We start from the raw sequence: 23,746 nt of genomic DNA, 5'->3' as shown, positions 1-23,746 counted from the left end.
TCGTCAAGGCGAACGAGGCCGCCAAGAGCAGCAAGGACGCGGCGGGTGCCGCACTCAGTGCCAAGGGCAACGCCGATTCCGCGGCGGGCTCGGCCGAACAGGCCGGTGCCTACGCGGACAGCGCCGGCGGGCAGTCCGCCAAGGCCAAGCAGGCCGCGGCGGCGACGCGCCGCTCGGCCGCCGAGGCCGGCCGCGCCGCCGCCGCCTCCCAGCAACTGGCGGCCGAGGCCGTCACGAAGGCCGACGCGGCCGCGGCGCTCCTGAAGTCCGCGGGCGAGCACGCCGCCGCGGCGGCGCAGGCCGCCCGGGACGCCGCCGACCACGCCGGTCAGAGCAGCAACGCCGCGCAGGAGTCCACCGACCACGCGAACGCCGCCTCCGGCTTCGCCGCGGACGCCCAGACCGCGGTCGACAAGGCCAACGAGATCCAGGACCTGGCCCGCCGCACCGAGGCCGAGGACCTGACCAACCGCACCGCGGCCGCCGTGGAGAAGGCCCGCAAGGCCAAGGCCGACCAGGCCGACAAGCAGGCGCAGACCGACCAGGCCGCCCAGGACGTCCAGAAGGCCAAGGCCGAGGCCGACCGCCTCGCCGCCCTCGCCAACCAGCCCGGCGCCACCCCGGCGCAGGTCGCCACCGACGGCCGCAAGCTCGCCCTCGTCTCCCGCAAGATGTCGAGCACCTGGGGATCCGCGGCGGCCGACGCGGCTCTCACCGGCAACGACGCCGCCGTGTTCTCCTACCTCAAGGCCGGCCGCAAGCAGGCCGAGGAGCACGACGCCCGCGACCGAGCCACCAAGATCTACGGGGACTCGGAGAGCGACGGGGTCCGCACCGCCGCCTACACCGCACTCCAGGGCACCACGGACCAGGTCAACGCCTTCCTGACCAGTGGTCAGTTCGATGCCGCGGCGCCGGAGAACCGGCTGACGATCACCCGCGTCAGCGACAGCGCCGGCCCCGCAGTCAAGGCCGCGGCGGACGCCGCGCTGCGGGTCAACACCCCCGCCGCGCTGCGGGACTTCCTCGGCAAGGGCCTGGCCGACGCGCAGGCCGCCGACGACCGCCTCGTCGCCACCCGGCTGGAGGACGCCCCGGACACCGAGCCCGAGCTCAAGGCCGCGGCCAAGGTCGCCCTCGAAGGCCCCGTCCAGGACCTGCGCACCTTCGTGGCCCAGGGCCAGTTCACCGCCCAGCAGAAGGACCGGCTCACCGCCGTCCACGTCGCCGACGTCAAGGGCCTGATCGCCGAGGCCACCGCCGCCGCCGCCACCGCCCAGAAGAACGCGGCCACGGCCCAGGCCGCCGCCGCCACCGCCCGCGGCGCCGCCGCCGAGGCCAACGGCTACGCCGCCCAGGCCCAGGCCTCGGCCAACACCGCCGCCGACTACGTCACCAAGGCCCAGGCCGCCGCCGACGCCGCCCAGGCCGACGCCGCCAGGGCCGCAGCGGCCGCCAAGAGCGCGAACGCCGCCAAGGCCTCCGCCAACCGCGACGCCGCCAAGGCCGTCTACTCCGCCAACCGGGCCGAGCAGTCGGCCCGGCAGGCTCGCTGGTCGGCGGCCGAAGCCAACGAGTCCGCGAGCGCCGCCCGCAGCTCCGCCGAGGCGGCCGGTCAGGACGCGACGGCCGCCCAGACCGCCGCCGACAACGCCCACGCGACCTACGAGACGCGGCGGGACGCGGAGGAGAAGGCCCGGCTCGCCAAGCTCGAAGCCGAGCGCAAGGAGGCCGAGAAGCAGGCCCAGGCCGCCAAGGAGAAGCAGGACTCGATCGCGGCGATCGAGGAGGAGATCAAGAAGGCGAAGGAGGACAGCGAGAACGTCAGCTACCTCTACCACCTCTTCTCCGAGAGCATCCACCTCACCCTCGACGTCATCGGCGGTGCGGGCGGCGTCATCGCCCCCGGCCTCGCCGACATCGCGGACCTCGTCAACTGCGCCTACTACGCCGTCGAGGGCCGCACCACCGACGCGGTCACCTCCTGCATCGGAGCGATCCCCTTCATCGGCGACGGTGCCGCCGTCGCCAAGCTCGCCCAGTGGGCCAAGAAGTTCGGCTCCTGGGGCGAGAAGGCCGTCGAGTTCATCAAGAAGCTCGTCACCCGTCTTCCTCCGCCGACCTGCCCGCTGAACAGCTTCCCGGCCGGCACCCGCGTCCTGATGGCCGACGGCTCCACCCGCGCCATCGAGACCGTCCAGGTCGGCGACGAGGTCCTCGCCACCGACCCCACCACCGGAGTCGCCGGTCCCCGTCGGGTGTCGGCCACCATCTACACCCCGGACGACCGCGACTTCACCGACATCTCCCTGGGCGCCGGGCAGTCCCTGACCAGCACCGGCCACCACCCCTTCTGGTCCGAGAACCGGAAGTCCTGGACCGACGCCGCCGACCTCAGGACCGGCGACGAACTGCGCGACCCCGCCGGACAGCCCCGGCGCATCGAGGACGTCCGGAACTGGAACACCCTCCAGCCCGCCTACAACCTCACCGTCGAGGACCTCCACACGTACTACGTGCTGGCCGGTGACCTGCCGGTCCTGGTCCACAACACGACGAACTACTGCCCGAAGCGTCTCGCCCTCGGTCTCAGCGAAACCCTGGAGGGCAAGGACCTGATGAGCCCGTTCATCAAGCTCACCAAGTCCGAGTCGTACATGCAATTCCCCGACGGCACGGACTGGAAGCAGACCGTCCGTGACGCGCTCGCCCCGGGGAAGGACACCGAAATCGTCTTCAACCTCACCGGCTTCGGGAAGGATCTGGCACGGGAGTGGGCCGCGGCACAGGAGGGGATGGCGGTTCCCGTGCAGCCCTTCACGGGCTGGGAGCTGGCCATGATCAAGGCTGCGCCGAAGGAGGTACGGGATCGCGTGAAGTGGTACCTGGACGGTGTAGAGACGACGAGCCCCTTCGACTGAGACGAGCCCTTCGCATGACCAACGGGATGACGTTCCTGGCAGGAATCGACGATCTGCCCCTGCGGACCGGGCGGGCCTTCCGCCCCTGGTCCTACTCGGTGTCGCACCGCTGCCTGGTGCTGCGGACCTGGGAGGACGACACGAAGCCGGCCCTGGAACTGGAGTTCAAGAACGTCTTGGCGATGAAGCTCCGACGGAGCTTCGACCAGCTGCACGTGTCCGAGGTCGTCGACGGGGTCCCCGAGATCGACGAATTCGCGGACATCTCGGACGAGGACCGCGAGTTCTTCCGGACCCTGCTGTTGTCCGACGGCACCCACCAGGGGTTCGTCGTGTGCAGCCGCATGCAGCTCGTGAGCCTGTGACACGACTCCGTTGATCCCGAGGCGTGAGGGCGTCCTGCCGGTTCCGTCCGGCAGGACGCCCTTCCCCTCGGCCGTAGGCCCCCTCCGAACCCGGAGGGGGCCTACGCGCTTTCCCGGCCGGCGCGTTGTCGGGCCGGGGTGCGGCGCGCCGCCCGGTCCGCCGCGGAGGGCGGCGTCGACGGCGCCGGCCACGCGCTGCCTGACCTCGGGTGACGGGGTGACGGTGATCGCGACGCCGGCGGCGCGGCCGTCCCCGGTGGTGTCAGCAGCCGATGTAGCGCATGGTGACGCTGGTGAAGCGGGTGCCCGAGGGGGCGTAGAGGGTGATGGCGCGGGACTTGCCCTTGCCGCCGGCCCAGTCGCTGTCGACGCGGCCGCCGTTGGAGAGGTTGCCGCGCACGTAGGGACAGCGGCCGTCCGCCTTGGTGTCGTGCACCGTGCCGACGACCTTGGTGTTGTTGTTGCACCACTTGCCGTTCGCGTAGCCCTCGCCGGAGCTGACGCTCCAGTTCTGGGTGCACGAGTCGGCGGGCGGCGCGGCGTGGGCGCCGGTGGCCGGGAGGATCAGGGCGGCGAGGGTCAGAGCGGCGACGGCGGCTCCGGGGACGGCGAGACGGCGCTTGGACATGGCGGTACCTCCACACGGGTGCACGGTGGACATCCGGGCCGGGGCGTCGGGCGGCGCGAGGGCTCGCGGCTCGCGGCGCGCGGCCCGCGGTACGGCCGACGGCCCGTCCTCGGCGGTCCGACGAGCGTGACGTAGTCGAACGACCGTCGTCAACGGGGGAGTCGGGCGCGGGCGGCGGCGGACCGCCCCGGGGGCACCGGGCCGGTACGGGCGACCCAAGGGGTACGTCCCGCACCATGGGGGTGGGGTCGCCGGCCCGGATCGGTGTACGAACCCAGTGCGGAGGTTCGGCCGCGGCGGGGGCGGGGAACGGCCTCCACCCCCGCCCTCAGGCCCGGTCCTCCCGCTGCGCGCGGTGGGCGGCGACACGGACGCGGGTGGCGCAGCGCGGGGTGCAGTAGCGCTGCGGGGTGCGGCGGCCGGTGTCGATGAAGAAGCGTTCGCAGCCCGGGGCGGCGCAGCGGCCCCAGGCGCAGCCGCCGCGTTCGCCGAGCCACAGGCCGAGGGCGAGGGCGGCGGTGGAGAGCAGCCAGTGGGTGAGGCCGGCGTCGGCGGGGGCGCGGGTGTGCAGGGACCAGGGCCGGCCGGGGAGGCGGACCAGGCGGGGGCTGGCCGGGTGGCGGTCGAGCAGGGCGTTGATCAGTTCGGCCGCCCGGTCCGGGTCGTCCGTGTCGAGGACGGCGATCACCTCGGCGGTGGCCTCGCGCAGTTCGCGGGCGTCGGCGTCGGTGAGCCGGAAGGGCGGACCGCCGTGGCGCTCCAGGAGGGCCTGGAGTTCGGCGGCGCCCGCGCCGGGGTCCTCGCGGACGGTGTTCGCGAGCTCGGCGAGGAAGTGGAGACCGCGGGGGTTGCCGGCGTCGGCGCCCTGGGGCTTGGACTCGGACGCGGCCTTGGGTTCGTACTCGGACTTGGACTTGGGCTTGGGCAGGGGCTTGCGCGGGGGCGGGGAGTCGGACCGGGCCATGGGTCGCCTAGGAATCTCGGAGGGGTTGCCGTCCGGACCATGGTAACTTCAAAAACTCCCATTAGGCGTTACCGAGGAGTGGTGGCATGCAATTCCCGGAGACCACGTCCGTGCTCGTCGTCGGCGCGGGCCCGGTCGGCCTGACCCTGTCCGTCCTGCTGTCCGGCCACGGCGTGCCGCACCTGCTCGTCGAGGCGCACCCCGGCACCTCGCGCCACCCCAAGGCCCGCGGGGTGTCGGCCCGTTCGATGGAGGTCTTCCGGCGGTGCGGCCTGGAGGAGGAGATCCGGCGGGCCGGACTCCCGGCCTCCCAGGTGTTCTTCTACCGGGGCCGTGACCTGGTCGACCCGGACTTCGTCCGCACCGGCCTGGCCGGCGGCCCGGCGGAGAGCGCCGAGCGCACCCCCTCCCCGGGGCTGATCTGCTCCCAGGACGCCCTGGAGGCCGTCCTGCTGCGGCGCGCCCGCCGACTCGCCCCGGGCAGCGTCCGGTTCGCCACCCGCCTGCTCTCCTTCACCCAACGGGACGGACACGTCCACGCCCTGCTGGAGGACCGGGACTCCGGCGAGCGCCGCACCGTGCGCGCCGACCGGCTGGTCGGCTGCGACGGCGCGTCGAGCACCGTCCGCGAGGCGGCCGGGATCGCGATGACGGGGCCGACCGGCCTCGGCCACTACCTGAGCGTCCGCTTCGAGGCGCCGCTCGGCGAGGTCGTCGCCGACCGCGCCAGCGCCTCGTACTTCCTCACCGAACCGGGCCGCGGCGGCTTCCTCGCCGTCGACAACGACCGGCAGTGGATCTACCAGTACCCGTACGATCCCGAACGCGAGGACGCCGCCGCCCTGTCGGCCGACCACCGGGCGCTCGCCCGGCTGGTCCGGGACGCCGCCGGGCTGCCCGAGCTCGCGGTCACCGTCCAGGACACCATGACCTGGCGGATGGACGCCCGCCTCGCCGACACCTACCGCCGCGAGCGGGTGCTGCTCGCGGGCGACGCCGCCCATGTGGTGCCGCCGACCGGCGGGCACGGCATGAACACCGGCATCGGCGACGCGGACAACCTCGCCTGGAAGCTCGCGGCGGTCACCGCCGGGACGGCCGGCGAGGCACTGCTGGACACCTACGAGGCCGAACGCCGCCCGGTGGCCCGGCAGGTCGTCGACATCTCGCTCGCCAACTCCCGCGCCCGGGCCGGCTACCGGATCGACGACGAACTGCTGCTCACCGCCGCCTACCGCTCGACGGCGGTCCTCACCGACCCGGCCGACCCCGCGCTCCCACCCCTGGACCCCGGCCTCTCCGGCCTCGAACACCCCGACGGCACACCCGGCACCCGCCTGCCCCACCTGCGGCTCGCCGGCCCGCCCGGGGCCGTGTCCACCCTGGACCTGGTCGGGCCGGGCTTCACCCTCCTCACGGCCGCCGGGGACACCGCCTGGCGGCGACAGGCGGCCACCGCCGCGGCGGCAGGACTGCCGGTCACCGTGCACGCACTGCCGGCACCCGACCGGTCCGGGGCCGCCGGCCTCCCGCCCACCGGCGCCGTCCTCGTCCGCCCGGACGGCCACATCGCCTGGCGGGCACGGCAGGCTCCCGCCGAGGACGGGCGGCTGCTCGCCGTCCTGCGACGGGTGCTGTCCGCGCCGGACACCGGAACCTCCGGAACCTCTGGACGACCATCTCCTGATGGTCCGTCATGATATGTCGGCCGCACGGGGAAACAGCGCGTCCCGCCACGCCGCCCTGCCCGTTCCGTTCCTGCTCCGACCCCGGCCCCGGACCTCCATGCGGGGTGAAGTACACCTGCAGAACGGTGACTTCGGGCTCGACCAGCCCCGGGGAGGATGCCGGGCAGCACCTCCGGTGGATGCCGCGGCCGGAAGCCCACCGGCAGACTCGGCAAGAGGGGCGGCGACGCGCCCCCGACAGGGGAGGGAAGCAGACATGACGCCACATCCGCGCACATCGAGGGCCGGCATCCGCTCGGCCGCCGCACTCCTGGCCGCCACCGCACTGCTCGGCGCCGGCGCCACGACGGGCTTTGCCGCGCCCTCCGCCGGGCCCCCGGTCGTGATCCAACCCGCCGACGAGGAGGGTGAGTTCCTTCCGGACAGTGCCGAGTCCACCGCGCTGCGCACCACCTTGCAGGGCATCGTCGACGGCGGCTCCTCGGCCGCCGTCGGCGAGGTCCGCCAGGACGGGCGGACCGTCTGGCGCGGGCGCGCCGGGGTGGCCGACCCGGTCACCGGAGCGGCGGTACCCGCGCACGCCCGGTTCAGGATCGGCAGCGTCACCAAGACCTTCGTCGCCACCGTCGTGCTCCAGCTCTCCGCCGAACGGCGCATCGCCCTGGACGACCCGGTCGACGCCCGCCTTCCCGGCGCGGTGCCGAACGGCGCGGCCATCACCGTCCGCCAACTGCTCAACCACACCAGCGGGTTGTACAACTACACCGATGCTCCCGGCATGGATCCCCAGGACGAGGACCAGTACCGCAGCTGGCTGGCCGGACCGCGCTGGCACACCTACCGGCCTGCCGACCTGCTCGCGCTCGCCAACGGCCGTGCCCCGTACTTCCCGCCGGGGCAGGGCTGGCACTACTCCAACACCAACTACCTGCTCGCCGGCCTGCTCATCGAGAAGGTCACCGGCCACCCCTGGCAGCGGGAGGTCGAGCAGCGGATCATCCGGCCACTGGGACTGCGCGACACCACCATGCCCGGCCTGTCGCCGCGGCTGCCCGGCCCCCACGCCCACGGCTACGTGAAGCTCTCGACCGGACCGGTGGACGTCACCGAGCTCAACCCGTCCGTCATGGGCGCCGCCGGGCAGGGCATCTCCAGCGCCGCCGACCTCGACCGGTTCATCGCCGCCCTCCTGGACGGCCGACTGCTGCGCCCCGCCGAACTCGCCGAGATGACCAGGACGGCGGACGCCGGACCGGGACGCGGCTACGGGCTGGGGCTGGCCCGCTTCGACACCCCGTGCGGGGTGTTCTGGGGCCACAGCGGAGACCTCCCCGGCTACTCGACGATGGCCGCCGGCACGGCCGACGGCCGACGCCAACTCGCGCTCTCCCACAACCCGTTCGACCGCTCCGACCCGCGCGCCGCCAAGACCGCCGTCACGGCCTTCCTCACCACGGCCGCCTGCGGGACCGCCCCCGGGCGGTGATCCGCGGCCCGGGCGCGGCAACCAGGGTGCGGCGGCCGGGGATCAGCGCCCGGTGGTGACGACCATGCGGAAGCGGGCCCGGCCGCCGGCCATCCTGGCCACCGCAGCCGCGGTCTCCTCCAGCGGCACCTCCTCGATCCACGCCCGCACACCGGTGCGGGCGGCGAAGCGCAGGGTGTCCTCGGTGTCGACGGCCGTGCCCGAGGAGTGGCCGTAGACCCTCCGGTCCCCGGTGATCAGCTGCAGCGGGCTGATCGAGAGGGCGTCGGCGGAGACGCCGACGACGACGAGCTCGCCGCGCCGACCGAGCCCGTCGACGACGGCGGACATGGCGTCGGCGTTGGTGACCGTGGACAGGACCACCTTCGCGCCGCCGAGCGACCGCAGGGCCCCGGCGACGTCGCCGGCGGTGCTGTCGATGTAGTGCTCGGCGCCGAGCTCGTGCGCCAGCGGCTCCTTCTCCGCACCGCGTGCGACGGCCACCGTACGGAAGCCCATCGCGCGGGCGAACTGCACCCCCAGATGGCCGAGCCCGCCCAGGCCCAGGACCGCGACCGTGTCGCCGGGCCCGGCGGCGGAGCGGCGCAGGGCGTTGAAGACGGTGATCCCGGCGCAGGCCAGCGGGGCCGCCTCGGCGGCGGTCAGCCCGTCGGGGATCGCGGCCAGGGCCATGGCCGGGACGACGACACTGTCGGCGTAACCGCCGGGGTAGGCCGCCCCGGGGACCTGCAGCTCGGGGCAGTGGATGCCGTCACCCGAACGGCAGGCGTCACAACGGCCGCAGCTGCCGCCGTACCAGCCGACGGCGACCCGGTCACCGACCTTCCAGCCCTCCACCCCCTCGCCGAGGGCGTCGATGCGGCCCGCGATCTCGTGACCGGGGGTGACCGGGAACGTCGTGCCCGGCAGGGCGCCACCGGCGATCAGGAGGTCGGAGTGGCAGACGCCGCACGCCTCGACGGCGACGCGCACCGCCCCGCGCCCCGGTTCGCGGACCGGCACCTCGGACAGTTCGGGCGCCGCCCCCGGGGCTGCGACCAGCACGGCGCGCTGCAGGCCGTCGGAGGAGGTGGACGAGGTGGCAGCCATGGTGGAGAACCCTTCCGTACGGAGTCGAAGGCCGAAGGCCGAAGGCCGGATGTCGGAGGCCAACGGCGGGCGGCGGGCGGCGGGCGTCACTCGCCCCGGCGCTCCCACCAGCTTCGTCCCTCCGCCGCCGTTTGTCCGCGCACGCCCGCCGCACCGACTCCCGGGCCCGGCGGGCGTCATCGGGCGAAAGGCCGCACCGTCGGTGCCCCGGCGGCGAGAATGTGGTCCGCGTCCCGCTGGGAACGGTCCCGACCCCGAGGAAGGCTTGTGATGACGCAGAGCGCACCCGACTTCGCCGAGCTGCTGAGGGGCGCCACGCGCTCCGCCGCGCACCTGGAGATGCGCGACACCTACTCGGTCGGCGAGGAGGTCGAGCCCTTCGACCGCTTCAGGAGGACCGGCGAGGTGGACAACGACCCGAACACCTCGTTCTGGCCGACGTGGATCCCCCTGGTGGAGGATGCCGTCTCCCGGGGTGTCGTCCTGCGCCGCGCCCGGATCGTCTCGGAGCCGGTGACCGACTACATCAGGTACGAGCACGCCGTCACCCCCGTCAACCTCGCGGCCGGCGAACAGGTCCGGTGGCTTCCCCGGAGCCGGGCATCGACCATCGCCCTCCCGGGCAACGACTTCTGGCTGATCGACCGGCGACTGGTGCTCTTCCACTGGTTCACGGGCGACGGCGACTGGGCGGGCCACGCCTTCACGGAGGACCGGGCCGCGGTGGACCTCTGCTCCGCGGCCTTCGAGGCCGTCTGGGCGGCGGGCGTCCCCCACGAGAAGTTCACCGTCGAGTAGTTCGCCGTCGAGAGGTTCGCCGTCGAGTAGTTCACTGTTGAGAGGTTCACCGTCGAGAGGTTCACCGTCGAGAGGTTCGCCGTCCGACGCCACGGGCACCGGACGCCTGCCGCGCCTCTCTCCGAGGCACGGCGGGCGAGGTGCGCGGTTCTCAGTGCCGGTGGTGGTTGTCGGGTTGGGCGGGGTCGCCGGGGTGTTCCAGGCCTTCGACCAGGGTGAGGCGTCGGGCGCGTGCGTGGTCGAGCCAGCGGACGAAGGCGGCGCGGCGGGCGGCGTCGCGGAGGGTCGGGGCGGGGTCGGGGGGCTCCGGGGGCGTGGTCACGGTGAGCAGGGCGGCTTTCCAGGGGCCGGCGGTGACCCATGTGCCGGGCGGGGCGGCGCGGAGGGCTTCGGCGAGGGCGGTCGGGAGGGTGTCCGGGTCGGCCTCCAGTTCGCCGTCGGGGAGGGCGAGGTGCCAGCGCTCCGCCGGTGGGCGGGTGGTCATGGTGCGGTAGTGGGCGATGTCGGCGGGTGAGGGTTCGACGTCGGCGGTGACGGCCGCGTAGACGGCGCGGACGGCCGGGTTGCCCTCGAAGGCGGCCGCCGTGATGGAGCCGAGCTCGACGGCGGCCTGCTGGTCGAGGCGGGCGGGGCCGTCGGGGGCCACGGGCAGCCGGCGTTCGGCGGCGACCGCCTCGCACAGCGCCTCGGTCAGCAGGACCTGGGCGACCCATCGGGTGAGCTGGCGGTCCTCCGAACTGCCGGGCTGCGGCAGGGCGGTGGCGCGCGGGCCGTTCCGCAGGGCGGCGAGGCGCTGGTCGAGTGCCGTCCGCGGGAGCGGGCGTCCGTCGAGCAGGCCGAGCGTGGTCATGCCTCCACCACCAGGGCGACGGTCGGGGCGTACTGGCAGCGGCCGAACCACATGACCTTGGCGAGGGCCCAGTACGAGCCCGGGTCGGTGGATTCGGGGACGGTGACGGGGAAGTCGACGGTCGTGGCGGTGCCGGCGGGGGCGGTGAAGCCGCGGACGGGGTCGGCGACGGCCTCCCAGGTGCCCCACGGGGAGACGAGCTGGAGTTCGCCGCGGATCTCGCCGCGCGTGCGGTTGGTGAGGACGAGGGAAAGGGTGGCCCGGCCGCCGGGGGCCACGCGCAGGGTCTCGGTGGAGACCTCGACGTCCAGCCCGGTGTCGCGGCCGGTGGTGGCCTTGGTGCCCTGGGCGATCGTCCAGTCCTCGGGAGTGTCGCCGGGTGCGGGGAGCAGGCCGGGCAGTTCGCCGACGGCGATGGTCACCACGTCCTCGATCCGCTGGCCGTCGTGCTCGATGCGGACGGCGGCGAAGTACAGCCCGGGCTCGGCCCCGGCCGGCGGGGTGACGGTGACCGGGAAGCGCAGGTGCCCGCCGGCCTCCAGCCGGTACGGGCGGCTGCCGGGGCCGGTCGTCCAGCCCTCGGGCGGCAGCACGACGGCCGTGCCCTCGACGGCGGCATCGCGGAGCTGGGAGGAGAGCGCGACCGACAGCGTCACCGGCTCCCCCGCCGTTCGCAGCAGCCCGGGCGAGGCGCCGACGGACACCGGCAGGTAGCCGAGCGGGGCCGGGCCCCGGTTGTGGAGCCAGTAGCGGGCGTGGACGGGTTGGGCGGGTTCCGCGGTGGGGCCGAGGTCCGTCGCGGCCGCGGGGGCGGTGACGGCCGGGGTCGCGAGCAGGGTGGCGATCTGCGAACCGGCGAGGTCGAGAGCGGAGTCGCCGGAGGGAAGCGGTCGTTCCAGCAGGTCCGCGGCCCGGATCTCGCCCAGGCCGAGCGCGCCGCCGATCCGCGCCGTGCGCCCGAGGCCGGTGGATTCGACGAGCCGGACGGTCAGTTCGCGCCCGAGTGGCGACGTCGAGCCGTGCGCGATCGGGTTGCCGGCCGGTTTGAGCGTCCCGAGCAGCACCTCGCGCTGCGGCTCGACCCGCAGCCAGGACAGGGTGGCGGGCAGCGGCCCGTCCTGCGCCGGGGCGATCCGGGCGTACAGCGGGTGGTTGAACTCCTGGCCCTGGGCGGGCAGTGTGCGGTCCCGCCAGTCGCCGTCCCCTCCCACCAGCGCGTATTTGAACTCGTGCGTCCAGTGCTGGAGTTGGAAGGACGTGCCGTCGGGCAGGGTGCGCCGGGGCGGGTCGATCCAGACGCCCGAGGGCCAGCCGGTGCAGGAGCGCATCAGCGACAGGTGCAGGGCGCCGGTGGTGTCGACGGCGAAGCCGGGCAGACCGAAGCTCAGCAACGCGACGGTGTGTTCGGCCAGTTGCTCCTGGACCGGGGACGGGCAGACGGCGGTGATCCGGGCGTCGGCCAGGTCGTCGACCAGCGCCGCCACGTCGGAGACGACGAGCGCCGGCAGCGCCCGCAGGTCGCGCAGGTCGGCGTCCGGCCGCCAGACCTCGGCGAGCGGGGTCACCGCGGGCACCCACACCGCGCCGTGCGCCTTCAGGACGGCGGCGTACTCCTCCCCCGCCAGCGAGATCAACTCCCGGGCGGCATCGTTGGCTTCCGGCCCACCGACGACGATCCGGAAGTCCGGCAGGTTGGAGTCCACCTCCAGCCAGCCGTACCGCGCCCAGTCCGCCCCCGAGGTGGTGGCGGTGACCCCGACCCGGGCGAGCGCGACCACCAGCGGACGGGCGTCGGCGGCGTCGTCCAGCGCGGGGACGACGACCTCCGCCACCCCGAGGGCGCGCGAGCCGGCCGGCGCACCCAGTGCGTCGGTGAGGTCGACGCGCGCGGTGGCGCCGAGCCCGAACCAGGTGTTGGCGGGGTTGTCCAGGGTCCACGGCGCCTCCGCCGAGTCCACGTCCGGCATCGCGAAGCCGCGCCCGACGACCGCGCCCGCGACCTCGCTGACCGGCAGGCCGCCGGGGACGTCCACCGGGAAGCGCAGCCGCAGCAGCCGGTCGGCGCCGGAGTGGTCCACCACCCGGGTGCGGCAGTCCACCCGGTCGAGGCCGCGCCAGAGCGTGACGGTCTGCTCGTACCGGACGGAGTCGACCGTGCCCTCGATCACGAGGCGCTCGCCGAGCGGCCCGGTCTCCCGGCGGACGGACGCCTCGCCGTCGCCCGAGCCGACGACCGGACCGCTGGGCACCAGGTGCCAGGGGCCCTCGCCGAAGTCGGGGTGCTGCGGGTACTCCTCGTACACCCGCAGCTCATTGCCGATCCGGCCCTCCTGGATCAACTCCCTTCGGCTCGGCAGGTCGTGGACCGAGGTGAGGCCGCCGCCGCGTGCCGGGTCGGCGGTGACGCGGTACCGGTCGCCCTCGATCACGAAGCCGTCGGCCGCCGTCCACGGCTGCTCCGCCTCGCCCTCCACCAGTCGCCAGGTGCGCCAGCCGAGCGCGGGCACCTCGGCGGCCAGGAAGCGCAGCGCCCCCCGGTCGACGGCGCTCGGCACGGGCTCGCCCCGGTCGTCGAGGACTCGCACCGACCGCATGCCGTCCGGCAGTTCGACCGTGACGAGGTCGGTCCGGTCGAAGGAGAGCGTGTTGGTCACCACGATCGCCGAGCCCGCGCCCGCGGTGGGCCCCGCGCTCGCGATGGGCCCCGCGCCCGCCATGGGTCCCGCGCCCGCCGTGGGTCCCGCCCCCGCCGTGGGTCCCGCCCCCGCCGTGCAGATCCGCCCCGCGAGAGCGTCCAGCGCCGCGTCGCGTACGCCGGACGCCAGGTCGTACGCCTCCCGCCAGCCACCGAGCAGGTCCAGGTACACCTGGTCGGACTCGGAGCCGGTGATCGCGTCGTGGTGGGCGCCGTAGGCGAGTTGGCGCCAGACCTTGTCGAGCGCGGCGGCCGGGTAGCGGCCGAGGCCGTGCACGGAGGCGAGCGTGGCGAGCTTCTCCGCGTCCACGGCCGCGACCTCGCCGGCTCGTTGGGCCTGCTTGGTGTCGATGTAGGAGACGTCCTTGCCGGTGTACACCGGGTTCATGTCGCGGGTCTGCGGGCTGGGCCGCCGTCCGGTGGCGGCGAGTTCGGCGCGGACGGCGTCGAGGAAGTCGCGCGGGACGGCGCAGACGAACCGGGGCCAGAGGTACTTGGCGGCCCAGGAGCGGTGGATCTCGGTGACCCACTTGTTCGGCGGGGTGTAGTCCGTCCCGACCGGCAGCAGCAGGTTCTTCGTCGCCCCGACGGGCTTGAGCTTGCGGTACAGCTCGTAGACGGCCTGTTCGGCGGCGGCGAGGTCCGGGGAGGAATCCATCCACCAGCCGGCCGAGTAGTGGTGCGGCATGTAGTGGGTGAGCACGCCCTCGCCGCCGGGGGCGATCCACTCGAACTCGCTCGGGAACTGCATCACCCGGGCGTCGTCCTTGGCCTCCCGGAAGTTCTTCTGGATCGGGCCCCACTGGTGGAAGGGGCCGCGCGCCCAGGCGCTGCCGGTGAGGCCGGCCGCGGCGAGGTGGCCGGGGAACTGCGGGTCGTGCCCGAACACGTCGAGCTGCCAGGCGGTCCGCGGGTCGCCGCCGAGGATGTCACGCTGGTAGCCGATGCCGTGGACGATGTTGCGGATGGTGGTCTCCGCGCCGGTGAGGTTGGTGTTCGGCTCGTTGTAGGTGCCGCCGACGAGTTCGACCTGGCCGCGTTCCAGCAGCAGCCGCAGGGTCTCGCGGCGTTCCGGGTGCTGGTCGAAGTACGGCTTCAGGTAGTCGACTTCGGCGAGCACGAACTTGTACACCGGGTCCCGCAGGGCGAGGTCCAGGTGCGCGTCGACGAGGGCGAAGCCGTTGCGCTCCCACAGCGGCCGGGTGGTGGCGTCGGCGGAGAGCAGTTCCCACGGGGAGGTGTAGGCGGCCTGGGTGTTCCACCAGACCGGGTCGTAGTGGAAGTGCGAGACCAGGAACATCGTCCAGCCGGGCTCGGCGACGTCCACGCTCGCCTCCGCGACGGCTTCCGAGGCCCGCACGGTGACGGGCAGCCGCTCGCCGGGCGAGGCCCCGCCGATCTCCAGCGGGACCTCGACCAGGCCCGTGCCGGTCGCCTCGCCGCGGACGCCCGGGCCGCTGACCGTGATCCGGGCGGCCGGGCCCTCCAGCGTCACCCGCAGCACTTGGCGCGGGGCGTCCTCGGGACCGACGAACAGATCGGTGCTCTCGACGGCGGTGATGGTGACCGGCACGGGGGTGCTTCCTTTCCTCTGACAGGGCAGCGCGGGCCAGCGGGGCTACGCGCCCCAGGCCTCGAACTCGTAGATGCGGGCGGCCGGATCGCCGTTCTGGGTCGGCGTGTTGACCACCAGCCGGACGTACCGGGCGGTGGTGTTCACCGGGTGGGCGGTGGTGCCGGCCGTGTTCCCGGTGACGTCGGCGACGGTCGTCCAGGGGTCGTTCGCGCCCGAGCGGACCTGGACGGCGAAGTCACGGGTGTTGTACGAGGCGCTCTCGCCGCCCGCCGCCGCGTGCTTGACCACGAACTTCGACAGCTGCTTCGCCGAACCGAGGTCCACCTCCAGCCACTTGGCGGAGGTCAGCGCGCACCACTTGTCGCCGGTCCCGCCGCCGACGCTGCCGTTGACGGCCTTGGCCGGGCCCTCGTTGGCGTTGCACTGGCCGGAGGCGGTGGCCGGGCGGTTGAGCGCCAGGTTGACGGAGGTCGGCGGGGTGCCGTTCCAGCTGACGGTCGTGGAGGCGGCAGTGGAGCGCCCGTAGGTGGTGGACACCGCCTCGACGTCCAGTGTGGTGGCGTTCTCGTTGCCGGCCCGGTCGAGCCGCCCGACGAAGTACGCGTCGTTGGGCGTGGCGCCGAGGAAGCTGCGGCTGCCGTCCGCGTTGCGCCGGTAGACCTCGTAGTGGTGGACGTTGCCGCCGGGCGCCGCCGTCCAGGACAGCCGCAGGGACTGGCTGGAGCCGGCCGTCACGTCGCTCGCACCGAGCACGGTGAGGCCGGCCGGGGCCGCCGGGGTCTCCACCGCACCGTCGTAGAGGGCGATCTGTCCGACCCGGAGGTCGTACGCCGGGTCGCTGCCCTCGACCCGCAGGGCGATCTGGGCGACGGTGCGGCCCGCGTACGGGGAGAGGTCGAGGGTGTGCCGTTCCCAGCCGCTGCCGGTGTTGGCGCCGACGTCGACCGTGGTGAAGCTGCTCGGCGAGTCCGTGAACGACACGGCGGCCTTGAGCTTCGTGGGCCCGGCGGCCGGGGTCTTGACCACCAGGTCCAGCCTGGTGTTCGCGGCGACCGGCAGCTTGGCCTGGTACAGCCGGACGGTGTTGGCGGCGTCGAGCTTTCCGCTCAACCGCAGTGAGGAGCCGCCCTGGTAGGCGTCGGTGAAGTCGACGGACGGGGTGAGCCTGCTGCCGGTCGACTCCACCACCCAGCGGTAGGTGGGCGGGACGTCCTGGAGCGAGAGGTTGTTCCAGCCGCCGGTGGCGACCCGGGTGCCGGCCGCGTTGTAGAAGTCGCCCTGCCCGGTGTCGAAGTTGGTGACGAACGGCTTGGCGGTGATCGGCGAGGATTCGGCGACGTAGCCGGCCAGCCCGGGCCAGCCCGCCGAGAGGTCGATCCGGGACGGGTCGTTGTTGGCGCCGACCCAGTAGCGGGCGTCCTTGGCGTAGAAGTCGGCGCGGTCGGTGGCGGACTTCCAGGTCCACTCCGGGCGGTAGAGGCCGAGCGAGGTGGTGTGCGGCTGCCCGGACGGGAAGAGGGTGTTCCAGTCCACGCCGGTGTTGTAGCCGTTGGCCTCGGTGTCGATGCCGGAGTAGAGCTCGTACTCGCTGCGGCCGAGCTGCCGGGCCAGCGCCCGGGAGGAGTTCAGGCCGCTCGCCGACCAGCCGAAGTTCAGGAACATCGAGTCCGAGGTGCGCTTGGAACCCTCTTGCAGGAAGGGCGAGTTGGCGGAGGTGAGGGCGTTCTGCCAGTTGACGGAGCCGGAGGTGGTCATCGCGTCGTACCACATGAACTCGGTGCCGCTCTGCGCCTTGGTGTACTGCATCAGGTTGCGCACTTCGCCCGCCAGCGCCGAATCGCCGCCGCCGGTCTCCTGGTTGATGAACCAGCCGTCGAAGCCGTAGTACTGCGCGGCCTGGACGAGCTTGTCGGCGACGGGGTAGCGGCTGCCGGACTTCTGGACGAAGTCGCGCACCCACTGGAGCTGGCCGCCGTACGCGCCGGGCGGGAAGAAGACCGTGCCGTACACCTTGACGCCGTTGCGGTGGGCGGCGTCGATCACGGTCGGGTTGGGGGCGAGGATCAGGCCCTCGCCGGCCGAACCGCCCCAGAACACCAGCTTGTCGACGTACTGCCAGTAGCCGAAGGCGTAGTAGTTGGGATCGGCGGAACCCTGCGAGGGGTTGTTGGAGGTGGGACCGAAGGAGACCAGGGAGGCGATCTTCCCCTCGCCGGCACGGGCGTTGGGGTTGGCCCGCAGCGCCGGGTCGCCGGTGCGCGGCTGGAGCGGGACGCGGGAGCGGTTGAAGCGGGCGTCCGGGTCGGTGGCCGGGTCCCAGGTCAGGATGCTGTTGGGGTACCAGTACGAGGCGAAGGGCTGGGTGCCCGAGCCGACGGTGACGGCGGGCGCCGCTGCGGGTATCGGGTCGGCCCGGGCCGCGGGGACGGCGGTCAGCGCGGCCGTCGCGAGGGCGGCGCCGAGCAGCAGGGGGAGGCGTCGTGACATGCGGTGGCTCCGATCGAGCGGAGGAGGGTGGGGGCGGGCCCGCCGTCGCGGACGGGCCCGACTGCATGCGGGCGTGCCGGTGCTGGATCGAGTGGGGGTCGCGCCGCCGCCGGGCTTCCTCGGCGCACGGAAGCGCACGGGAAGGTACGGGAACGTACGGGCGCGGCGGGGAGCGGGACGGGCGGCGGAAGCCGAACGGAGTGCGGCGGAGCGCGCCGAGCGGAGCCCGCTCGGCGCTGCGAGGCTAAACCGGTTCAGAACCGCTGTCAACGATGCGCGCAGCATCCACCCGGCCGGGGGAACCCGCGACGGAACCGGCGGGCGAACCGGCCGCAGAACCGGAAGGCGGACCGGCGGGCGAAGCGTCGACAGGACCGGCGGGCCCGGCGGGCGAAGCGCCGGAGGAGGCCTCCGGGGGGCCGGCCGGCACGGCCCCCGGCGGCGAGGTGGACTCCCGCACGGTCAGCCGCGGCGTGGGCATCTGGAGGTCCCGCCCCGGCCCGGCCTCGTCCAGTGCCGCCAGCAGGCTGCGCGCGACCTGCTCCCCGAGCGCGAAGGTGTCCCGGCTGAGCGCGGTCAGCGGCGGGTGGACGATCCGGGCGAGCACCGAGTCGTCGAACGAGACGATGGACAGCTCGCCGGGCACCGCGACGCCCATCTCCCCCGCCACGCCGAGCCCGGCGACGGCCATCACGTCGCTGTCGTAGACGATCGCGGTGGGCCGCCTGGCCCGGGACAGCAGGGTCCGGGTGGCGGCCGCGCCCTCGGCGTCGCTGAAGTCGGTGGGCACCGACACCGCCTCCTCCAGCCCGAGCCGGCGCGAGGCGTCGCGCAGTGCGCGGATCCGCCGCTGGGTGTGCTGGAAGTGCGGCAGCCCGGCGAGGTGGGCGATCCGGCGGTGCCCGATGGCGGCCAGGTAGTCGACGATCGAGAGCATCGCCTCCCGGTCGTCGGCCCAGATCCGCAGCTGGTTGCCGCCCTTGCCGGGCCCGCCCAGCACCACTGCGGGCAGCCCGAGTTCGTCGAGGACCGGCAGCCGCGGGTCCTTGACCTGCAGGTCGACCACGATGAAGCCGTCCACCCGGTGCTCGGAGGCCCAGCCCCGGTAGACCTCGATCTCGGCGGCGGTGTCCTCGACCACCATCAGGTGCAGCGCGACCGCCCTGGCCGAGAGCACCGCCTGGAGCCCGGACAGCAGTTGGCTGAAGAACGGCTCGACGCCGATGGTGCGGGCCGGCCGGGCGATCACCAGGCCGACGGCGTCGGCCCGGGCTCCGCCGAGGGCGCGCGCGGCGCTGTGCGGGCGCCAGTTCATCTCCTCGGCGACACCCAGGATCCGGGCCCTGGTCGCCTCGCTGACGCCGGGGCGGCCGTTGAGCGCGAAGGACACCGCGCCCTTGGAGACACCGGCCCGGCGGGCGATGTCGGCGATCGTCGGTCTGCCCACTGAACCCGACTCCTTCTCTTGACATCCAAGTTTAGGCGGGAGCATAGTCCCTGGCATAGCTAGACCGGTTTAGTTAGTCAGGTTGCGGAATCCGGCACAACCCCCGAGCTCGGCACGATCCCCCACCCACCCCCAGGACCGGGAGACCCTCATGCGAAGAATCTGGGCGGCACTGACCACGACCGCGCTCGCCACCGCCGCGCTCACCGGCTGCGGACTCGGCTCCGGCGACACCAAGGACAGCGACGCGGTGGCGAGTGCGGCCGCCACCGGCGAGGTCAAGGGCAAGGTCTCGCTCCAGACCTGGGCGCTCAAGCCGAAGTTCACCGACTACATGCAGGGCGTGATCGACGGCTTCAAGAAGAAGTACCCGGGCGTCGAGGTCGACTGGCTGGACCAGCCCGGCGAGGGCTACTCCGACAAGGTGCTCAGCCAGGCCGCCGCCGGCAGCCTGCCCGACGTGGTCAACCTCCCGCCGGACTTCGCCTTCCCGCTGGCGAAGAAGGACGTCCTGCTGGACGTCGCCAAGGCCGACCCGAAGCTCGCCGAGGAGTACGTCCCCGGCGGCGTCGACGCCTACCGGTTCAACGGGTACCAGGGCACCTTCGGCTACCCCTGGTACCTCAACACCGATGTGAACTACTGGAGTTCGGAGCTCCTGACGAAGAACGGCCTGGACCCGCAGAAGCCCCCGGCCAGTCTGGACGAGCTGATCGCCCAGGCCCGGACGATGAAGGAGAAGTCCGGCGGCCAGACCTATCTGATGAGCCGCAAGCCGGGCATCGGGGACCTGTACAACATCGGCGTGAAGATCATGTCCGACGACGGCAAGTCCTTCACCTTCAACACCCCCGAGGCCGCCGCACTGCTCGACAAGTACCGCGACGCCTTCAAGGAGGGCCTGATGCCGAACGGAGTGCTGACCGACACCTACGCCGGCAACTCCAAGCTCTTCAGCTCCGGCACGGTGGCCTGGACCACCGGCGGCGGCAACTACATCACCAGCCTCGCCACCGACAACCCGACCCTCGCCCCGAAGGTCGTCTCCTCCCCCGCGATGGCCACCCCTCCGCTGTACGTCCAGGGCCTGTCCATCCCGAAGAACACCAAGAACCCGGCCGCCGCCGTGGCCCTCGCCCGCTGGGTGACCAGCCCCGAGAACCAGGCCGCCTTCGCCCACCTGACCAGCGTCTTCCCGTCCACCAAGGCCTCCGCGAACGACCCGTTCTTCAGCAGGAGCGACGGCACCAACGCGGGCGACGCCAAGGTGATCGCCTTCACCTCGCTCGCCAAGGCCAAGCTGATCCAGCCCGTCGAGGTGGACGACGCGATGGGCACCGTCATCAAGCAGCAGTTCGCCCTGGCCATCAGCGGCGACACCAGCTCCAAGCAGGCGCTGGACACCGCCGTCGAGCAGTGCAACAAGCTGCTCAAGGGCTGACCCCACCGGGCCCCACCGAGGCCTCGCCCGAACCCCGCCGGGCCCGCGGCGTCCCGCCGGAACCCCCACCGCACGCCACCCCGTACCGGCGAAGTACCGGCGACCGGCGGCGGGCTCCCCCGCGCCCGCCGCTCCCGGGAACCACCCGCACCACCCCCAGGCCCCAGGAAGGCACGGCATGACCCACCGGCGTTGGTTCACCCCCTGGCTGCTCGCCGGGCCCGCGATAGTCTGGCTGGCCGTCTTCAACCTCTGGCCGGCCGTCAACACGGTGATCCTGTCCTTCACCAACGCCAAGCCCCTGGGCGGCGGGCGGTTCACCGGACTGGAGAACTTCGGCCGGCTACTGGACGACGAGCAGCTCGCCGACGCCCTGCTCAACAGCATCGTGTTCATGCTGGTCTGCCTGCCCCTGCTGACCGTCCTGCCGCTGCTGCTCGCCCTGCTGGTGCAGCGCAGGATCCCCGGCATCACGTTCTTCCGCACCGCCTTCTACACCCCGGTGATCGCCTCCGCCGTCGTGGTGGCACTGATCTGGGGCTGGGTGCTGGACGAACGGGGCCTGGCCAACGGTCTGCTGCACCAGGCCGGGCTGGCCGGCTCCCCGGTCGCCTTCCTGACCGACCGCTGGCTGCTGCTGTTCAGCGCGATCGCCCTGACCGTCTGGAAGGGCCTCGGCTACTACATGGTCATCTACCTGTCCGCGCTCGCGAACGTCCCGCGCGAGCTGCACGAGGCCGCGGCCGTGGACGGCGCCGGCCCGCTGCACCGGTTCTGGCACGTCACCCTGCCCGGGGTGCGCCCGACCATGATCCTGATCTCGGCGCTGATCTCGGTGAGCTCGCTGCGCGTCTTCTCCGAGCTGTACGTGCTCTCCAACGGCCTGGGCGGCCCCGGCGGCCGGGACATGTCGGTGGTGATGCTGATCCAGATGTACAGCCGCGGCTTCAACGGGCACCTGGGCTACGCCTCGGCGCTCAGCCTGCTGCTGTTCGTCGTCACCCTCGGCCCGATGCTGTTCCTGATGCGGCTGAACCGGAAGGCGGCCTGACCTCCCATGACCACCGTCCGTACGTCCCGGTCCCACGACGCGACCACCGAGCCCGCCGGCCCCATCGGGCCCGCCAGGCGCTCCCGGGGCTTCAACACCCCCTCCACCGCGCAGACCGCCGCCCGCTACCTGCTCCTGGTGCTGGTCCTGCTGCTGGTCATCGGCCCCTTCCTGTGGCAGCTGTCCACCTCCCTCAAGGGCCCCGCCGAGGACGTGTACACCCGCACCCCGAGCTTCCTGCCCGACCAGCCCACCCTGGGCAACTACGGCAAGGTCGCCGACGTCATCCCGGTGTGGACCTACGCGCTCAACTCGGTGATCGTCGCCGTGGTCTGCATCACCGGCAACGTGGTCGGCTGCACCCTGGCCGGCTACGCGCTCGCCCGGCTGCGCTTCCGCGGGGCGAAGCTCGTCCTCGGCCTCTTCCTCGCCACCCTGATCCTGCCCGGCGAGGTCACCATCGTCTCCCAGTACGTGCTGGTGCGCGGTCTCGGCCTGGCCGACAGCCTGGCCGGGGTCGCGCTGCCCGGCTCGATCGCGATGCTCAACGTGCTGCTGATGCGCACCGCCTTCGCCGCCGTGCCGGCCGAACTCGACCAGGCCGCGCTGGTGGACGGCGCCAACGTCTGGCAGCGGCTGTGGCACATCGGTCTACCGAACGTGCGCGGGATGCTCAGCGTGATCGTGATCTTCACCTTCATCGGCGCGTGGGACGACTTCCTGTGGCCGCTGATCGTGCTCAACGACCCGCAGAAGTACACCCTCACCGTCGGGCTCCAGTACCTCAACGGCACCTTCTCCGCCAACCCCCGGCTGATCGCGGCCGGCACCATGATCGCCTTCCTGCCGATCGTCGTGGTGTTCGGCGTCTGCCAGCGCTTCTTCTTCAAGGGCGTGGAGGAGGGAGCCGTCAAGGGATAGCCCGCCCCAGGGATCGGCCCACCGCCCGTACGCCCCAAACCCGTTGAGGAAGCCCTCCGATGGCCACCGCCCCCCGCTTCGGCGTCAACTACACCCCCAGCGCCGGCTGGTTCCACCACTGGCTCGACTTCGACCTCGACGCCGTGCGCGCCGACTTCGACTCCATCGCCGCCCTCGGCCTGGACCACGTCCGGGTCTTCCCGCTCTGGCCGGTCTTCCAGCCCAACCGCACCCTGATCCGTCCGCGCGCCGTCGAGCAGCTGACGGCCCTGGTGGACGCGGCCGGCGAGCGCGGACTGGACGTCGCCGTGGACGGCCTGCAGGGCCACCTGTCCAGCTTCGACTTCCTCCCGTCCTGGACGCGGACCTGGCACCGGCGCAACATCTTCACCGACCCCGAGGTGCTCGACGGCCAGGCCGCCTACCTGCGCACCCTCGCCGGGGCGCTGCACGAGCGGCCCAACTTCCTCGGAATGACGCTCGGCAACGAGATCAACCAGTTCTCCGGCGCCCCGCACCCCGACCCGGACCGGGCCACCCCCGCCGAGGCGGAGGCCTGGCTGCGCCGGATGCTCGACGCCTGCGAGCAGGGCGCCCCCGGCCGGCTGCACCTGCACGCCTCGTACGACGCGGCCTGGTACCTGGACGAGCACCCGTTCACGCCCTGGCACTCGGCCCGGATCGGCGCCGCGACGGCCGTGCACTCCTGGGTGTTCAACGGCACCGCCCAGCGCTACGGCGCGCACTCCACCGCCACCGCGCAGCACGCCGCGTACCTGGTCGAGCTGTCCAAGGCCTGGGCGGACGACCCGGCCCGCCCGGTCTGGCTGCAGGAGGTCGGCGCGCCCGCCCCGCACATCACGGCCGAGGACGCCGCGCGCTTCACCGGCGCCACCGTGGAGGCCGTCCTGGACTGCCCGGACGTGTGGGGCGTCACCTGGTGGTGCTCGCACGACGTGGACCGCTCGCTCGCCGACTTCCCCGAACTGGAGTACAGCCTCGGCCTGTTGACCACCGACCGGAGGGTCAAGCCGGCCGGTGCCCGGCTCGCCGAGGCAGCCGCCGAGGCCCGCCGGTCCTGGCAGCCGCCGAAGCCGCGCAGCACCGCCGTGGTGGTCGCCACCGGCGACGAGGTCACCTCGCCCGGCCGCTCGGTCTGCGGCCCCGGCGGTTCGGCGTACGAGGCGTTCATGCGCCTCGCCGAGGCGGGCGCCCGCCCGACCGCGGTCCTCGCCGAGCGCGCCGAGGACCGCGTCCACCTCGCCGCGCGCGGCATCACCGAGGTGGTCCACCCCTGCGACGTACGTTCTCTCTGACCGCGACCCAGCCCGCGACCCAG

General features: G+C 73.3%; 16 protein-coding genes. 9 read left to right on the top strand and 7 right to left on the bottom strand.

Going from position 1 to position 23,746, the window contains the following annotated elements:
• The coding region (locus ACFVHV_RS26060) for a polymorphic toxin-type HINT domain-containing protein (protein WP_380353895.1) at positions 1-2,921 on the top strand (2,921 nt) is incomplete at its 5' end.
• Between the two features lie 14 nt (positions 2,922-2,935).
• A complete protein-coding gene (locus ACFVHV_RS26055; RefSeq protein ID WP_380353892.1) occupies positions 2,936-3,286 on the top strand; it encodes a hypothetical protein in 351 nt (116 codons plus the stop codon).
• A gap of 262 nt (positions 3,287-3,548) precedes the next feature.
• Here the strand turns inward: ACFVHV_RS26055 and ACFVHV_RS26050 are convergent, their stop codons facing one another.
• Together ACFVHV_RS26050 and ACFVHV_RS26045 are read right to left on the bottom strand one after the other, a co-directional pair.
• Positions 3,549-3,914, bottom strand: coding sequence for a hypothetical protein (locus ACFVHV_RS26050; protein WP_380353890.1), 366 nt, complete (start codon positions 3,912-3,914; stop codon positions 3,549-3,551).
• A gap of 328 nt (positions 3,915-4,242) precedes the next feature.
• Entirely contained in the window at positions 4,243-4,878 is a 636-nt protein-coding gene (locus ACFVHV_RS26045) for a CGNR zinc finger domain-containing protein (RefSeq protein WP_380353888.1), read from the bottom strand.
• A gap of 86 nt (positions 4,879-4,964) precedes the next feature.
• On the opposite strand from ACFVHV_RS26045, the gene ACFVHV_RS26040 reads away from it, so the two are divergent.
• The gene (locus ACFVHV_RS26040) at positions 4,965-6,578 is read left to right on the top strand and encodes an FAD-dependent monooxygenase (RefSeq protein WP_380353885.1); all 1,614 of its coding nucleotides are present in this window, start codon (positions 4,965-4,967) and stop codon (positions 6,576-6,578) included.
• A 244-nt stretch (positions 6,579-6,822) separates the two neighbouring features.
• Positions 6,823-8,052, top strand: coding sequence for a serine hydrolase domain-containing protein (locus tag ACFVHV_RS26035; protein WP_380353883.1), 1,230 nt, complete (start codon positions 6,823-6,825; stop codon positions 8,050-8,052).
• Positions 8,053-8,094: 42 nt separating this feature from the next.
• Here the strand turns inward: ACFVHV_RS26035 and ACFVHV_RS26030 are convergent, their stop codons facing one another.
• Positions 8,095-9,141 carry an alcohol dehydrogenase catalytic domain-containing protein gene (locus ACFVHV_RS26030; RefSeq protein ID WP_380353881.1) on the bottom strand — a complete coding sequence of 349 codons (1,047 nt, stop codon included), beginning with the start codon at positions 9,139-9,141 and terminating at the stop codon, positions 8,095-8,097.
• Between the two features lie 270 nt (positions 9,142-9,411).
• On the opposite strand from ACFVHV_RS26030, the gene ACFVHV_RS26025 reads away from it, so the two are divergent.
• Positions 9,412-9,939: a DUF6879 family protein gene (locus ACFVHV_RS26025; protein WP_380353878.1), complete on the top strand. Its 528-nt coding sequence runs from the start codon at positions 9,412-9,414 to the stop codon at positions 9,937-9,939.
• A gap of 151 nt (positions 9,940-10,090) precedes the next feature.
• On the opposite strand, the gene ACFVHV_RS26020 is transcribed toward ACFVHV_RS26025, so the two are convergent.
• The 4 genes from ACFVHV_RS26020 to ACFVHV_RS26005 form a co-directional block, all read right to left on the bottom strand.
• Entirely contained in the window at positions 10,091-10,789 is a 699-nt protein-coding gene (locus ACFVHV_RS26020) for a hypothetical protein (RefSeq protein ID WP_380353875.1), read from the bottom strand.
• A complete protein-coding gene (locus ACFVHV_RS26015) occupies positions 10,786-15,057 on the bottom strand; it encodes an NEW3 domain-containing protein (RefSeq protein ID WP_380353873.1) in 4,272 nt (1,423 codons plus the stop codon). The genes ACFVHV_RS26020 and ACFVHV_RS26015 overlap by 4 nt, the downstream gene beginning before the upstream one ends.
• A gap of 45 nt (positions 15,058-15,102) precedes the next feature.
• Positions 15,103-17,547: a discoidin domain-containing protein gene (locus tag ACFVHV_RS26010; RefSeq protein ID WP_380353871.1), complete on the bottom strand. Its 2,445-nt coding sequence runs from the start codon at positions 17,545-17,547 to the stop codon at positions 15,103-15,105.
• Between the two features lie 244 nt (positions 17,548-17,791).
• Entirely contained in the window at positions 17,792-18,994 is a 1,203-nt protein-coding gene (locus tag ACFVHV_RS26005) for a LacI family DNA-binding transcriptional regulator (RefSeq protein WP_380353868.1), read from the bottom strand.
• A gap of 151 nt (positions 18,995-19,145) precedes the next feature.
• Between ACFVHV_RS26005 and ACFVHV_RS26000 the strand changes: the two genes are divergently transcribed.
• From ACFVHV_RS26000 to ACFVHV_RS25985, 4 genes are all read left to right on the top strand, one after another.
• On the top strand, positions 19,146-20,435 hold the full coding sequence (locus tag ACFVHV_RS26000) for a sugar ABC transporter substrate-binding protein (protein ID WP_359904768.1): 1,290 nt from the start codon (positions 19,146-19,148) through the stop codon (positions 20,433-20,435).
• 178 nt (positions 20,436-20,613) lie between these two features.
• Positions 20,614-21,486, top strand: a complete 873-nt coding sequence (locus ACFVHV_RS25995) for a carbohydrate ABC transporter permease (protein WP_380353865.1) — start codon at positions 20,614-20,616, stop codon at positions 21,484-21,486.
• A 6-nt stretch (positions 21,487-21,492) separates the two neighbouring features.
• Positions 21,493-22,407, top strand: coding sequence for a carbohydrate ABC transporter permease (locus ACFVHV_RS25990; protein ID WP_380353862.1), 915 nt, complete (start codon positions 21,493-21,495; stop codon positions 22,405-22,407).
• A 59-nt stretch (positions 22,408-22,466) separates the two neighbouring features.
• On the top strand, positions 22,467-23,723 hold the full coding sequence (locus tag ACFVHV_RS25985; protein WP_359904777.1) for a glycosyl hydrolase: 1,257 nt from the start codon (positions 22,467-22,469) through the stop codon (positions 23,721-23,723).
• Positions 23,724-23,746 lie beyond the last annotated feature (23 nt).

The organism is Kitasatospora sp. NPDC127116, from assembly GCF_042677365.1.
In the GTDB taxonomy this organism is placed as follows: domain Bacteria; phylum Actinomycetota; class Actinomycetes; order Streptomycetales; family Streptomycetaceae; genus Kitasatospora; species Kitasatospora lactacystinica.
This window is presented reverse-complemented; position numbering and strand designations above follow the sequence as displayed.